The sequence below is a fragment of the Phyllobacterium sp. NPDC097923 genome (assembly GCF_044760925.1).
Taxonomy (GTDB): Bacteria; Pseudomonadota; Alphaproteobacteria; order Rhizobiales; family Rhizobiaceae; genus Phyllobacterium; species Phyllobacterium calauticae.
This window is the reverse complement of sequence record NZ_JBIWBL010000006.1, coordinates 65442-79234: the sequence shown is the minus strand read 5'-3', so window position 1 is coordinate 79234 and position 13793 is coordinate 65442. Positions and strand designations below refer to the sequence as shown.

Here is a 13793-nt window from a genome sequence, read left to right as displayed (position 1 = left end):
TATCGGCAGATCAGGTAAAAGGGGTTTGGCACATGACTGCATCGATCCGCAATTTTGAAAATTCAGATCACCTGCGCGACCTGGCGCATGATCTGATTCCGGGTGGCGCACATACCTATGCAAAAGGCGATGATCAATATCCCCTGCTGTCGCCTGGCTTCATCGCCAGGGGCTATGGCAGTCATGTGTGGGACATCGACGGCAATGAGTATATCGAGTACGGCATGGGCAACCGTGCCGTCGGATTGGGCCACGCTTATCCTCCCGTCCTTGAGGCGGTCATGCGCCAGCTCCAGCTCGGCTGCAATTTCACCCGCCCTGCCGAAATCGAGGTCGAGTGTGCAGCGACCTTCCTTGAGACGGTTCAGTCAGCCGAAATGGTCAAATTCTGCAAGGACGGCTCCGATGCCACATCTGCGGCCGTTCGACTGGCCCGGGCCGTCACCGGGCGGGATATGATCGGTATTTGTGCGGATCATCCATTCTTCTCGACAGACGATTGGTTCATTGGTTCAACGGAAATGAATGCCGGCATTCCAACCGCCATTCAGGCACTGACCGTTGGCTTCAAGTATAATGATCTCGAAAGTGCGCGCGCACTCTTTGAACGATATCCCCACAGGATCGCCGCGCTCATACTCGAGCCCTCGCGCAGTGATGGCCCGGCCCAACCATTTCTGAACGATCTGATGGAGCTGTGTCATGAAAATGGGGCTCTGCTCATTCTCGATGAAATGATTACGGGTTTCCGCTGGCATGCCGGAGGCGCACAGAAGCTCTTTGGCATAGAACCCGACCTGTCGTGCTTTGGCAAAGCGCTCGGCAACGGCTTCTCGGTCTCGGCGCTCGCCGGCAAACGCGAGTTCATGAATCTCGGCGGCATTACGCAAGTGTTCAAACCGAGAGTTTTCCTGCTGTCGACCACACACGGTGCGGAAACCCACGCGCTCGCCGCGGCGATTGCAACCATGCGGATTTATCAGAATGAACCGGTAATTGAACATCTTTACGCGCAAGGACAGCGGCTGAGGAGTGGTGTTCAACAGTCGATTGCCCGGCATGACCTCACGGGTTACGTCAGCGTCACCGGCGCCAATTGCTGCCTTGCCTATGCCACGCTGGATACGGAGCGCTTGCCTTCGCAAGCCTTCAGAACGCTGTTTTTACAGGAAACGATACGCCGCGGCATTCTGATGCCATCGCTGGTCGTGAGTTATGCGCATACGAAGGAAGACGTTGACCGCACGATAGACGCGATTGATGGAGCGCTCGGCGTGTACAAGAAAGCGCTGCAGCACGGGGTGGACAAGTATCTGGTTGGCCGCGCTTCGCAGCCGGTCTTCCGCCGCTTCAACAGTCCCGACACGCCCGCTCCCGTTTTAAAACGCGCCAGCAATGCTTGACGCATTTCCGAGGCGGGTTCTGCTATGGGCACTTTTGTTGCTCCTTGGACTGTGCACGTCAGTTGTTGCAAAAGAAGCTGCGTTTCCACTGCACATCTCAGCCAACCAACGCTATTTGGAAGACGCTGCAGGGCGGCCATTCCTGATGACAGCGGACACGGCGTGGTCCCTCATAGGGGACCTGTCCCGCGAAGAAGCCGATCACTACCTGGAGGATCGCAGGAAACGCGGTTTCAACACCATCTTGGTTTCGCTCATCGAGCACCGCTTCAGCCGCAACGCACCGGGCAATTTCTACAAGCGAAAGCCATTTGCGGCAGGCGGCTTTGTCGCTCCCAACGATGCCTATTTTGACGATGCGGAGTGGATTCTGCGCCGGGCGCAAGATCGGGGATTTCTTGTACTGCTCGTCCCGGCCTATCTCGGCGTGAATGGCGGAGATCAGGGGTGGTATGGCGAGATGCGCAATGCCGGCGCCGAAGCAATGAAGGCCTATGGAACCTACATCGGCAAAAGGTTTGGAAAATTCAACAATATAATCTGGATACAGGGCGGCGATTACGATCCACCGGATATGAGCCTGGTCGAGGCTTTGGCCGGATCGATTGCACGCGCTGACCCGGATGCACTGCAAAGTGTGCACGGCGGGAGGGATGCAAGAACAGACCTTGTCTGGAAAGCACCCTGGAAAAAGCTCGATACACTCTACACCTATGGCAATGTTGCAGACGCTGCACGCGTTCAATATCTCGTATCACCGGCCAGACCCTTTTTTCTCATTGAGGGGATGTATGAGGGGGAGAACGGTGCAACGGAGGAAACGGTTCGGGGAGCAGCTTATTCCGCCCTTCTGTCCGGCGCCGGCGGCCAGGTATTCGGCAACAATCCCGTGTGGCATTTTTCAGGTCCCGGCATACATGAGGAAACCGTACCCTGGCAAAAAGCGCTCGCAAGCCGCGGCGCCCAAAGCATGACCTATCTCAAACGATTCTTTGAAACCATTCCCTGGTGGGATCTTGAACCCGATCAGGGCAAATTGCTGACAACACAAGGCCAGCCGGCAGCAGGCATCGCGGTGGCCGCCCGTTCGCCCGGCGAAAGACTTGTCGTGGTCTATCTCTCGGGTATGAACAGCGTCGTTCTCAATGCACAGGCAAACTGGCAGTCCACCAGAGATATCCGCTGGTTCGATCCATCCTCCGGACAATACATGGCTGCCAAAGAGCCAATAGTGAGCGTCGCCGGCACATTGGAATACCGTGTTCCTGCAACTCGGAATGCGTCGGGTTACCGGGACTGGCTTCTCGTCGTGAAACAGCGCGATTAACACAGATCAGGCAAAAGAAGTAGGCGCTTCGCCGAAGGTTCAGCCAATTGCATTTGCGATCCTCCAAACTCCTCTCTCGTCCCAGCCCGCCCACTGGAAGTACCGTGGCATCAAAGACGGCTTCTTTGAAAGGATTGGAACAATGAAGGTACTTGTGACAGGACATCGCGGCTATATCGGTTCAGTCATGGTTCCCTTCTTGCAAAAGGCAGGCCATGAGATCCACGGCTTCGACAGCGAACTCTACCGGAATTGCCATTATGCGCCCGGTGGGGCTCTGCCTGACATACCGGGATTATGCAAAGACATACGCGATGTCACCGCGGACGAGCTGGTAGGCTATGACGCTATTGTTCATCTCGCAGCACTCTCCAACGACCCGCTGGGGAACCTCAACCCGGAGGTCACCTACGACATCAATCATCGCGCAAGCGTTCACTTTGCGACGACCGCGAAGAAGGCCGGCGTCCCGCGTTTCCTTTACGCCTCTTCGTGCAGCAATTACGGTCAATCCGGCAGCGATATAATCGATGAAACCGGAGCATTGAACCCGGTCACGGCCTATGGATGTTCGAAAGTACTGGCCGAACGCGACATCGCGGAACTCGCCGACGAGACGTTCAGCCCAACCTATCTGCGACCGGCAACGGCCTATGGTCTTTCCCCCATGCTGCGTTTCGATATCGTCTTGAATAATCTCGTGGCATGGGCCGTGACGGAAGGTGTCATCCTTTTGAAATCCGACGGAACGCCGTGGAGGCCAATCGTCCACATCGAGGATATTTCACGGGCTTTCCTGGCGGTATTGCAGGCACCCCGGCATGCCGTACACAACGAAGCATTCAATGTCGGACAGTCCGAACACAATTACCGTATCCGCGATATCGCTGAAATCGTCGCGGATATCGTTCCGGGCTGCCGGCTGGAGTTTGCACCCGGCGCCGGCCCCGATACACGTTCGTATCGGGTCAGCTTTGACAAGATCAGGCGGGTTCTTCCCGATTTCAAGCCACGCTGGGATGCGAAAGCCGGGGCCGAGCAATTGCATGCGGCTTATGTAACCGCGAATTTGACACTGGCGGAATTCGAAGGCCCCCGCTATCAGCGGATCAGCCATATCCGTCAGTTGCTCGACGACCGGAAACTCACCTCCAGCCTGCGCCGTATTTCAGCAGTGGAGCGCCATCCAGCGCTGTCCGATGCCGTCATATGATCATCCCGCGCCAGTTGTTAACAACATGGTAAATGCGCCCGACCGGACAAAGTCCTCCGTTGGAACAGCGACAGACATAGGCCTTTCCATTCACACCTTGGCTGCCCGCCTGTTCCCTATATGTCGCAGCATCACGGGCGATGGCGTCCGTGACACCTTGGCCATTCTGGGTCAGCAAATCGATATGGTCGTGCACGAAGTCCCGACGGGAACCCCGGTGTTCGACTGGGTGGTACCGTCCGAATGGAACATCCGCGATGCCTACGTCAAGGATGGCTCCGGCCGCAAGCGCATCGATCTCGCCAAATCCAATCTGCATGTGGTCAGCTACAGCAATCCCATTCACCGCATCATGCAACTGAGCGAACTCAGACCCCACATCCACACGCTACCCGATCAGCCCGATCTGATCCCGTATCGAACCTCATACTACAGCGAGCAATGGGGTCTGTGTACAAGCCATAATGCTCTTCTTGCGCTCGCGGACGGCGAGTACGAAGTCCTGATTGACGCCGAAAAGACCGACGGTCATCTCACCTATGGTGAATACCTGCACAAAGGCACAACCGACAGAGATGTGCTGTTTTCCGCTCATATCTGTCATCCCTCGCTTGCCAATGACAATTGTTCTGGCCTCGCCCTCTTGACCCTGCTCGGCAAGAGTTTGCAGTCCCGCAAGACACGCTACAACTATCGCTTCCTCTTTGCGCCGGGAACGATCGGCGCGCTGACCTGGCTTGCCCGCAACGAAGACAAGGTTGCACGCATCGATCACGGCCTGGTCGTGTCGTGCGTCGGAGACGGCGGCGGCCCCACCTACAAGCGCAGCCGTCAAGGCAACGCCATTATCGACAGGGCGATGGAAAGCGTCCTGTGCTGCGGCAATCGACAGGCAATCATGCAGGACTTCAGCCCCTACGGATATGACGAGCGGCAATATTGCTCCCCGGGATTCAACCTTCCCGTCGGTCTGTTCCAGCGCAGCGGTTTTGGAACCTTCCCTGAATACCATACCTCAGCGGACAATATGGCGCTCATTACACCCGAAAACCTTGCGCTTTCCTACCAGATGATCAGCGAAGTCATCGATATCATTGAAACGAACTGGATCCCGGTCAACCTTTTTCCCAAGGGCGAACCGCAACTGGGCAGGCGCGGCCTCTACGCCTCGCTGGGCGGTGACAAATCAGCCGTGCAGACCTCGATGGCCTTTCTCTGGGTTCTCAACCTCGCAGACGGAAATCACAGCCTTCTCGACATGTCGCTGCGTTCCCGCCTGCCCTATCCGGATATTTTCCGCGCCGCGCAATTATTGCTGGAAAAGGGTCTGCTCGGTGGGGAGCTGCCGCAAGCGTGATGGGATGAGCGTGGTTGGGGCCGGACAGGCTCCCATATTCCTGGCCGCATTCATGTTGAGGTTTTTAACTGCAAAGCTGCTCGCCCAGGAGCGGCCACGACCGGTCCTTGTCGGAAAGAACCGCAGGGGGCGCCGGCCAATCGATCGCAAAGGCCGGGTCATCAAAACGCACGCCGTCAGCAGCGGCTGGATGGTAAAATTCTGAAATCAGATAGGACACCACGGCATCATCGCTCAGGGTTTGGAATCCGTGCGCAAAGCCCTTGGGTATATAGAGCTGGCAATGGTTGCCCTCCGACAGTTCAAATCCGGCATGACGCCGGTAGCTTCGCGAATCCGGCCGCAAATCGATGATCACATCCCATATTGCGCCTCTTATGCATGAAACCAGCTTGACCTCCGCATGGGGCGCCTTCTGGAAATGCATGCCGCGCACTGTGTGCATTGTCAGTGAATGCGAGGCGCTGTGCTGAACGAACTCGGTGGCAAGCCCATGTTCGCGGAACTCCTGCGCGCAGAAGGTCCGCGCAAACGATCCCCGCGTGTCATGGTGGGGAAGCGTCTCGATAAGCCATGCTCCGCTCAGTTCTGTCTCGGTGAACCGCATCTGATCCCGCCTCGTCCACGATGACCTGCCAATAATAGGCACAATCTTGTCAGAGCCCCGGCAGGAATGAAACTCTCCAATAGAGGTAGCGAAAACTGTACTTGAGGTTGTCAGCGGCACCATCCCGCCCGTTTCGCGGCGGTGCCGTTTCAAAGCACACCGTTTGACGGAACGCCGCTTTCGCGGGTCATCCGTTCGGATGATCCGTTTGATCGCATTGGCAGGTCGCCTACCATCCCGTGAGGCCATAGATTCAGACTGGGGAAACAATCATCCCCCGCATCCAGGACACCGACAATTCATCGGGAGCGAAGGTATGAATCTACTGGCGAACACGTTTTCCCTGGCGAACCAATCAAGCAGCAGAACCCATTTCTGCCGCCTTTGCAGCGCGCCGCTCAGACATACATTCGTTGATCTGGGTATGTCGCCGCCGTGCGAGAGTTTCGTTGCCCGCGACCGGCTGGATGATATGGAACCCTATTATCCGTTGCACACCTTCGTTTGCGAGGAATGCCTGCTTGTGCAGCTGAACGAATATGTCACGCCGCAGGCCATCTTCGAGGAATATGCTTATTTCTCCTCCTATTCGACCAGTTGGGTCGAGCATGCGAAAACCTACTGCCATCAGATAGCAAGGCGTTTGCAGCTCGATACGCAAAGCCTTGTTGTCGAGCTCGCCAGCAATGACGGATATCTCCTACAGCATTTCATCCCAATGAAAATTCCGGCGCTCGGCATAGAACCGGCGGCAAATGTCGCCAAGGTTGCGATCGAAAAAGGCGTATCCACGCGCGTGGAATTCTTTGGAGATTCCTATGCCCAGCAGCTGGTCACGGAAGGCCTTCAGGCTGACCTTATCGTTGGGAACAATGTTTTAGCGCAGGTGCCTGATCTCAATGATTTCGTTGCTGGCATGGTTGCGTTGTTGAAACCGCAAGGCGTTATAACCCTCGAATTTCCGCACCTTGAGAAATTGATATCGCAAGGCCAGTTCGACACGATCTATCACGAGCATTTCTCCTATTTCTCGTTGCTCGCCATCGAACATCTGGCGAAACGGCATCACCTCAAAATCATCGATGTGGAAGAGTTATCGACCCATGGCGGATCGCTGCGGGTGTACCTTACCCACGCCGCCAGTACGTGGCTCGTGCGGGAAAGCGTCGCCCGCATCAGACAGGATGAGATAAACGCGCATCTTGATCAGCTTGCCACTTACACCGCCTTCGCCAGCCGCGCCCGCAAGGTCAAGCGCGATCTCCTGACATTTCTCATAGCGGCCAAAACTGAAGGCAAGACGATTTGCGGATATGGCGCGCCCGGCAAGGGCAACACCCTGCTGAACTATTGCGGCATCGGGCCTGACTTCCTTGATTTCACCGTGGACCGCAACCCTTACAAGCATGGCCGTTATACGCCCGGGATGCATATCCCGATTGAGCCTGTGGAGGCGATTGACCGGCTCAAGCCGGACTACATCCTCATTCTTCCCTGGAACCTCAAGGACGAAATCGTGAAGCAAATGCATCATGTTCGCGAATGGGGTGCCAAATTCGTCGTACCCATTCCGGGTGTCGACATTGTTGATCCGAGAGGTGACGAGCTATGAAAGTGGTTCTGTTCTGCGGCGGTATGGGTACCCGTATTCGCGAGTACTCGGAAAATGTACCCAAACCCATGATCCCACTCGGTTCCCAACCCATATTGCGCCACGTGATGCAGTATTATGCCGACTATGGACACGAGGACTTTATTCTTTGCCTGGGTTACAAGGCGAATGTCATCAAGGATTTCTTTCTCAACAGCAGGCCGCAGACCTTTGCCGATTGCGTCGTCAGCGGCGACGGGACTGTCGAAGTTTTGGGTGAATCCCAGAAGGACTGGCGCATATCCCTGATTGATACCGGTATATGGCGTAACATCGGCGAGCGTCTTTGGGCGGTGCGCGATCAGTTGCGCGGCGAACGCGTGTTTCTCGCCAATTACAGCGATGGGCTGACCAATGTCGATCTTGACGATATGATCGAAAAGTTCGAGGCGAGCGGCAAGATCGCCTGCTTTCTTGCCGTGCGCCCGCCCCTTACCTACCATCTTGCGGATATTGCCGATGACGGCCGCGTTTGCGAGTTTCGATCCTCCGACCGTTCGGACATCTGGATCAATGGCGGATACTTTCTCATGCGCAGTGAAATATTTGATTACATGCGCGAGTCCGAAGAGCTGGTGCTGGAGCCCTTCAGCAGGCTTATCAAGGATAACATGCTCATGGCTTACAAGCATGAGGGTTTCTGGCGCTCCATGGATACGCTTCGCGACTGGCAGGCACTGCAGGAGATGGTGGAAAGAGGCGAAATGCCGTGGATGACCCACGCACCCGCCCGCAGTAATTCCAGGGCGTCGAAGGTCAAAGTTTTATGAGGTCATTGCCCTTTGCCTACCACGGGCAACGGCTGTCGGTATTATGCCTCGGCGCCCATTCCGACGACATCGAGATTGGTGCGGGAGGCACAATCCTGCACATGATCTCGGGCGGCGCCTTGCTTGATGTTCACTGGTGCGTGATGAGCAGCCCGGGTGACCGGGCTATGGAAGCGCGCGCATCAGCCGATGCGTTTCTTGCCGGCGCATCATCAACGCATGTAGAGATCGCCGAGTTCGAAGACAGTTACTTTCCAAGTCAAACGCGCGAGTTGAAGACCTGGCTCAATGCATTGCGCGACCGCGTCTCGCCTGACATTATTTTCACCCACGCACGCCATGATGCACATCAGGATCATCGCGCGATCAATCAGCTCACCACAAACGTATTCCGGGACCATCTGGTGCTGGAATATGAGATTCCCAAATGGGACGGGGACCTGACCGAACGCAATGTCTACGTTCCCCTGACCGAAGAGATCATGCAGCGCAAAACGGAACTCCTTCTGAAACACTTCGGAACGCAGCGGTCCAAGGACTGGTTCGATGCGGATACATTCCGCGGTCTTGCGCGCCTCAGAGGCATTGAATGCCGGGCACCGGGCAGATTTGCAGAAGCTTTCACCGCCCGGAAACTCATGATCAGCATGGGCACCGGTCAATAGGGCAAACCGCCTTGCCTGGTTGCAGCCGAATTATCCGGCGATGCGGTGACCTACTTCCGACCGCCGTACACATCGACTCAAGCGAAACCGAGCAAACGTCGTTCGCCCCGATTCGGAACCATCGTTTTACAACGTCTACGCGGTCTAGAACGCAGGTCTAAATCCCGCGATAAAGCCAGTAATACACCCGTTCTATTTTGACCGGTTTACCCCTCTATTTTAATTATACTAATGGATTAGTCATTTCATAATTGCCTTCTTGCTTCCCATCCAAAGGACTACGCGTGGGATTAAAGACTTTCCTCCATGGAAGGCGTAAATTGATATTGCCAAAAGAAGTGCAATTGAGCGGAACAATCCGTTCATGACAAACAAACATGCAACAAAGCATCAAACTTGGGGATAAATTATGGAAAACATGCATGGCAACCATACTCTAGACGAACTGGTAGATGAGGATATTCATAAAATTATAGAAATCACGGATAACTCATCTTACACAATAAGTGCGAACGAAAACAAATTCCAAAAGTATTCTACCAACGACTATTTGCTTATCATTGACCGCCGTGCCCTTGAGAGGGAGTGTCTGGCCCAGGCTTTAGCCGCCCATCACATGGGTTTGAAGGTCAAAACCTGCGGCTCGCTGCAAGAATGGCAAGCTTCCATTAACAATCCTGCTGGGCTGCGTGCCGTACTCGTCAACACGGGAAACCGCAATCTGAGCGACGGCGATCTCTCCGCAGAAATATGCGAACTGGTCGAATCGTTCCAGAGGGTGGCTGTCGTCATGGTTGCGGACAATGATGATCTGACAACCATTCTCAAGGCCCTCGAACTGGGTGTGCAAGGTTATATTCCGACAACCGTTGGAATTGAGATCTGCATGCAGGCTATCGAACTGGCAATCGCCGGCGGGAAATTCGTTCCTGCAAGCTGCGTTCTGTCCCTCAGGAAACTGATGGGTGGCCGCAGCGATGAATTCCGGCACATAACGACCTCGTTTACGGCACGGCAATCGGCAGTCGCCGAGGGGCTGCGCCGGGGCAAGGCCAACAAGATTATCGCCTATGAGCTGAACCTGTGCGAGAGCACAGTGAAGGTTCACATCCGCAACATCATGAAGAAGCTGGGTGCAACCAACCGGACAGAGGTGGCCTACAAGATCGGCGACATGATTCCACACGAAACCAGGTTTTGACGCCGGCTGGACCCCAGCCGTTCGCCATCCGATTTTGCAGGAACTCACGCAATGATCTTCTCCGATAGCATTCCTCACGCATCAGGGCCGGCAATCCATCGCCTTGTTTCAGTTGTTCTCAAGCGGCGGAAGACAATGCTTGCAGCTTTGTCGGCATGCCTCTTGCTGACCACTGCCGCCTATATGACGACGCCGGCCCAATACGTGTCCGAGGCAATCCTTGCTCTGGACGTTCGCAAGTTGCAGGCCCTGCCAACCGAGTCTGTTGTCTCGCCTTTGCCACAGGAGAGCCCGGTGCTGCGCACTGAGCTCGATATCATCAGCTCACGCATGATGGCCGGGAAAGTGCTGACCCGGCTCGATAGCCTGAACTTTGACGCCGATGGACGCATCAATCCCGCCGATCAGCAACCGCCCGCAAATACAGCTGGTCCCGATCCGATAAGCGCTTTGCCGGCGCAATCGGACGAGGACCGCAATCGCAGCCGCATTGACAAATTGCTCTCCAATGTCAGCGTCGTGAATGACGGCAGGTCATACACCATTTACATCAGTTACAGGGCCGACAACCCCCAATACTCCGCTGCGGTGGCCAATGCCTTTGGCGAAGCCTACCTCGACTATCAGGTCGATCTGCAAACATCCGCAACCCGGCGTGTGAGCGACTGGCTTGGCGGAAAACTTGTCAGCCTGCGCGCGACACTTGAACAATCGGAGCGGGCAGCCGCGGACTTCCGCGAAAAATCGGGCCTTGTCAAAGCCAATGGCATGACCCTCCAATCGCAGCAGATCGCTGCCCTCAATACGGAACTTGCCAATTTGCGGGCGAAGCTCGCGGGCGCAGAGGCGCGCCTTTCCACGGCAATCGATGCGTCGAACAACAAAGCCGGCGTTGCATTGTCTGAAATTCTCGGCTCTCCCGCCATACAGCAGTTGCGTGCCGAGCAGTCGCGCGTGGAGCGGTCGCTCCAGGAAATCAGCCAGAGCGGCGCCATACAAAGTGTGCAGCTACCTCAGTTGAACTCGCAGCTTGCCTCGTTGAAGAGCCAGATTGCCGGCGAAGTACAGCAGGTCATCGACAGTTTGAGGAACGAGATCAACGTCACGCATCGCCAGCAGGCGGCAGTGGAAGCAAATCTTCGGGAAATGCAGGAAGGCATGTCCGCCGCGAACCAGGCACTGGTGCATGCTGACCAACTTGACCGCGAGGCGAGCGCAAACCGCGCAATCTACGAGAGCTACCTGACCAGATACAAACAGACCATTGAGCAGGACGGCATAGCAACGGCTGAAGCCCGCATGATCTCGCGTGCCGTACCGGCACGGTCAAGAGCAAGCCCCCACCTTTCAACGTGGATGGCGCTTGGTATCATTGGCGGCACATTCCTGGGCATATGCTTGTCCTTCCTTCTTGAAATAAGGGACAAGTCAATCCGGTCGGCGCAAGCGCTTGAGAATGCCACCCGAACCCCCATCATTGGCCGGATCCCCAAATTGTCCAGCGGCGAGCGCAAAAATGCGGCGCTGATAGTCAGCGAAGGGCGCTACGGCTTTGCACGCGCGATTGCGGATTTGCAGGCCCACCTCCTTCTGTCTTCGCCACAAAAAATGGCCCGTGCCATCGCTGTCACATCAGCCGGGACCCAGGAGGGCAAAACGCTCATCATCGCCGGCCTGGCCCGGTCATTGGCCGCGACAGGTGTTCGTGCCATCATCATCGACGCCAATTTCACCGCCCCCATGGTTGGGCAGGAATTCGGCGATCAGTTTGGGCCTTATCTGGAGGATGTGATCAGAGGCAGGCACACGCTGGAGGCCGTGATTCAGCACGATGTATTCTCATCGATCGACTTTGTGGCAACGCAACCCTGTTCCGTTCCAGCTGAATTCCTGCTGGGACACGAGCAATTTGCCAAGGTGATCAATGCCCTGAAGCATCAATATGACGTCGTGCTCATCGATACTCCAGCGGTTAGCCTGGGGGCAGACGCAATCCGTGTGGCCTCGCTGGCCGATACCACAATCCTTGTCGCACAATGCGAACGGGCCAACATGGACGACATTCTCAACGCCGTGAAGGTGCTCAGTTCCGACGGGCGAAGACTGAGCGGCATCGTCATCAACAGCGATCCAAGCATAAAGGATGCCTCGCCCCCCGATCACCAGCCGCCGGCACCCGCCACAGCGAAGCGCTTCGTGCTGGAAATCGCCAGCCACAAGAAACTCCGCTCTTCAGCGGCCAAGGTATGAGGGCGAAAATGCTCAAAGGAAGAAGGAAAAGCCCGGCATCTCTGCTATCGCGGATAAGCAATCTCCTGATAGCGGGAACCGTATCGTCAACGCTCTTGTTTTCCCTGGCGACTGCTCCTGCTCAAGCAAATCAGGAACCGTACAAGATCGCTTCGGGAGATGTTCTGCTCATAACGGTCTATGGAGATGCCGGATTGACAGGTATCTTTCCTGTCAGCGTCGACGGAACAATTGCCTATCCCATTCTTGGCAACATAGCCGTTGCCAATCATACGATCACCGAAATCGGGCAAACCATCACACAATCGCTTCTGCAGCATATACCTGGTCTTTCCGTTTCTGTTGCCGTGAAGGAATACGCACCCGTTTTTGTCATCGGGGATGTGCAGAAACCCGGAAAATATGAATATCGGCCGGGCATGATTGCCCTGGAATTGTTTGCGTTGAGCGGAGGTTTGCGGCAAGCCGCCGACAAGCTCGACACCGCCGGCATCCAGCTCGTTGCGGCACGGCAGGAATATACCGACACATCGCTGCAACTCTTTGCACAGGATGTGAAGCGCGTGCGTCTCGAAGCCGAATTGAATGGAAAGCAGTTTGACTATGATCTGACGGCGAGCCTCGATGCGATCGATGACAAGGCCGAGCGGCAACGGATCGTCGATTCCGAGCGAAAGCTTTTCGATCTTCGTCTTTCCGCCCTGCAAAGCGAAGCAACCGCACTTGAGGCTCAGAAACAGAACTATGCCGAAGAAATCACCACGCTGGAAGAAAGCACAAAGTTGCGCAACGAGGAAATTTCGCTTCTCGAGCAAAATGTGAAGGCGTCCCAGAGTCTCGTGGACAAAGGCCTTACGGCGCAATCAACATTGCGCGATACCCAACGCCAGCTTTCGGCGATGCGCCGTGATGCGCTCGAATTCGGCTCGTTCCTGGCACGCGCAAAGCAGAACGAGAATGCGATCCAGCAGCGCCTGCTCGCCCTGCACGATTCACGCTCCAATGATGCGGCCAAAGACTTGCGGGACATTGATCTCGATATCCTGAGATTGCGCAAGAAAATGGCATTCATCGCACAAACCATGGGTGAAATCGGTGCCGCGGCCCAGCGCGTGTCGTCGCGTGAGGAAACTGTCAAGCTCACCTTCACGGTGGTTCGGGTTGTGGACGGAAACTATCAGGAAACGGCCTTGTCGGAACATGACGAGATCAGGGCCGGCGATATTCTGCGTGCGCAACTTGAACTGCCCAACGCGGCCACACCCAAGACGATCGTACCCAAGGCCGTCAACTGACTGTGGGTGTCTTGTAGTCAGAGGCCTTCCGCCAGGGCGTATTCCAACGCCCCG

11 protein-coding genes are annotated in these 13793 nt (G+C 55.8%); 10 read left to right on the top strand and 1 reads right to left on the bottom strand.

Annotated elements, in window-relative coordinates:
• Positions 1–32 precede the first annotated feature (32 nt).
• From ACIQWS_RS22215 to ACIQWS_RS22200, 4 genes are all read left to right on the top strand, one after another.
• On the top strand, positions 33–1403 hold the full coding sequence (locus tag ACIQWS_RS22215) for a glutamate-1-semialdehyde 2,1-aminomutase (RefSeq protein ID WP_403184389.1): 1371 nt from the start codon (positions 33–35) through the stop codon (positions 1401–1403).
• The gene (locus ACIQWS_RS22210) at positions 1396–2730 is read left to right on the top strand and encodes a DUF4038 domain-containing protein (protein WP_403184387.1); all 1335 of its coding nucleotides are present in this window, start codon (positions 1396–1398) and stop codon (positions 2728–2730) included. The genes ACIQWS_RS22215 and ACIQWS_RS22210 overlap by 8 nt, the downstream gene beginning before the upstream one ends.
• A gap of 142 nt (positions 2731–2872) precedes the next feature.
• Positions 2873–3943, top strand: a complete 1071-nt coding sequence (locus tag ACIQWS_RS22205) for an NAD-dependent epimerase/dehydratase family protein (protein ID WP_403184384.1) — start codon at positions 2873–2875, stop codon at positions 3941–3943.
• A gap of 25 nt (positions 3944–3968) precedes the next feature.
• Complete coding sequence (locus tag ACIQWS_RS22200) at positions 3969–5300, top strand: DUF4910 domain-containing protein (protein WP_403184382.1); 1332 nt, start codon at positions 3969–3971, stop codon at positions 5298–5300.
• A gap of 64 nt (positions 5301–5364) precedes the next feature.
• Here the strand turns inward: ACIQWS_RS22200 and rfbC are convergent, their stop codons facing one another.
• On the bottom strand, positions 5365–5907 hold the full coding sequence (rfbC, locus tag ACIQWS_RS22195) for a dTDP-4-dehydrorhamnose 3,5-epimerase (RefSeq protein ID WP_403184573.1): 543 nt from the start codon (positions 5905–5907) through the stop codon (positions 5365–5367).
• Positions 5908–6223: 316 nt separating this feature from the next.
• Between rfbC and ACIQWS_RS22190 the strand changes: the two genes are divergently transcribed.
• The 6 genes from ACIQWS_RS22190 to ACIQWS_RS22165 all read left to right on the top strand — a co-directional run bounded on the left by ACIQWS_RS22190 (position 6224) and on the right by ACIQWS_RS22165 (position 13739).
• Positions 6224–7519, top strand: coding sequence for a methyltransferase domain-containing protein (locus ACIQWS_RS22190; RefSeq protein ID WP_403184380.1), 1296 nt, complete (start codon positions 6224–6226; stop codon positions 7517–7519).
• On the top strand, positions 7516–8328 hold the full coding sequence (locus ACIQWS_RS22185; RefSeq protein WP_403184378.1) for a glucose-1-phosphate cytidylyltransferase: 813 nt from the start codon (positions 7516–7518) through the stop codon (positions 8326–8328). Before ACIQWS_RS22190 ends, ACIQWS_RS22185 begins: the two co-directional genes overlap by 4 nt.
• The gene (locus ACIQWS_RS22180) at positions 8325–8993 is read left to right on the top strand and encodes a PIG-L deacetylase family protein (protein ID WP_403184376.1); all 669 of its coding nucleotides are present in this window, start codon (positions 8325–8327) and stop codon (positions 8991–8993) included. Before ACIQWS_RS22185 ends, ACIQWS_RS22180 begins: the two co-directional genes overlap by 4 nt.
• Positions 8994–9402: 409 nt before the next feature.
• Positions 9403–10194 (top strand): LuxR C-terminal-related transcriptional regulator, encoded by a 792-nt coding sequence (locus ACIQWS_RS22175; RefSeq protein WP_403184374.1) that lies wholly within the window; start codon positions 9403–9405, stop codon positions 10192–10194.
• Positions 10195–10329: 135 nt separating this feature from the next.
• Positions 10330–12444, top strand: coding sequence for a GumC family protein (locus ACIQWS_RS22170; RefSeq protein ID WP_403184372.1), 2115 nt, complete (start codon positions 10330–10332; stop codon positions 12442–12444).
• A 95-nt stretch (positions 12445–12539) separates the two neighbouring features.
• On the top strand, positions 12540–13739 hold the full coding sequence (locus tag ACIQWS_RS22165; RefSeq protein WP_403184571.1) for a polysaccharide biosynthesis/export family protein: 1200 nt from the start codon (positions 12540–12542) through the stop codon (positions 13737–13739).
• Positions 13740–13793: the final 54 nt, after the last annotated feature.

Bases quoted from the DNA above. Each gene is read 5' to 3' on its own strand.
- ACIQWS_RS22210 (WP_403184387.1), top strand. From the start codon at position 1,396: ATGCTTGACGCATTTCCGAGGCGGGTTCTGCTATGGGCACTTTTGTTG.
- ACIQWS_RS22190 (WP_403184380.1), top strand. From the start codon at position 6,224: ATGAATCTACTGGCGAACACGTTTTCCCTGGCGAACCAATCAAGCAGC.
- ACIQWS_RS22205 (WP_403184384.1), top strand. From the start codon at position 2,873: ATGAAGGTACTTGTGACAGGACATCGCGGCTATATCGGTTCAGTCATG.
- ACIQWS_RS22185 (WP_403184378.1), top strand. From the start codon at position 7,516: ATGAAAGTGGTTCTGTTCTGCGGCGGTATGGGTACCCGTATTCGCGAG.
- ACIQWS_RS22180 (WP_403184376.1), top strand. From the start codon at position 8,325: ATGAGGTCATTGCCCTTTGCCTACCACGGGCAACGGCTGTCGGTATTA.
- ACIQWS_RS22200 (WP_403184382.1), top strand. From the start codon at position 3,969: ATGGTAAATGCGCCCGACCGGACAAAGTCCTCCGTTGGAACAGCGACA.
- ACIQWS_RS22175 (WP_403184374.1), top strand. From the start codon at position 9,403: ATGGAAAACATGCATGGCAACCATACTCTAGACGAACTGGTAGATGAG.
- ACIQWS_RS22215 (WP_403184389.1), top strand. From the start codon at position 33: ATGACTGCATCGATCCGCAATTTTGAAAATTCAGATCACCTGCGCGAC.
- ACIQWS_RS22170 (WP_403184372.1), top strand. From the start codon at position 10,330: ATGCTTGCAGCTTTGTCGGCATGCCTCTTGCTGACCACTGCCGCCTAT.
- rfbC (WP_403184573.1), bottom strand. From the start codon at position 5,907: ATGCGGTTCACCGAGACAGAACTGAGCGGAGCATGGCTTATCGAGACG.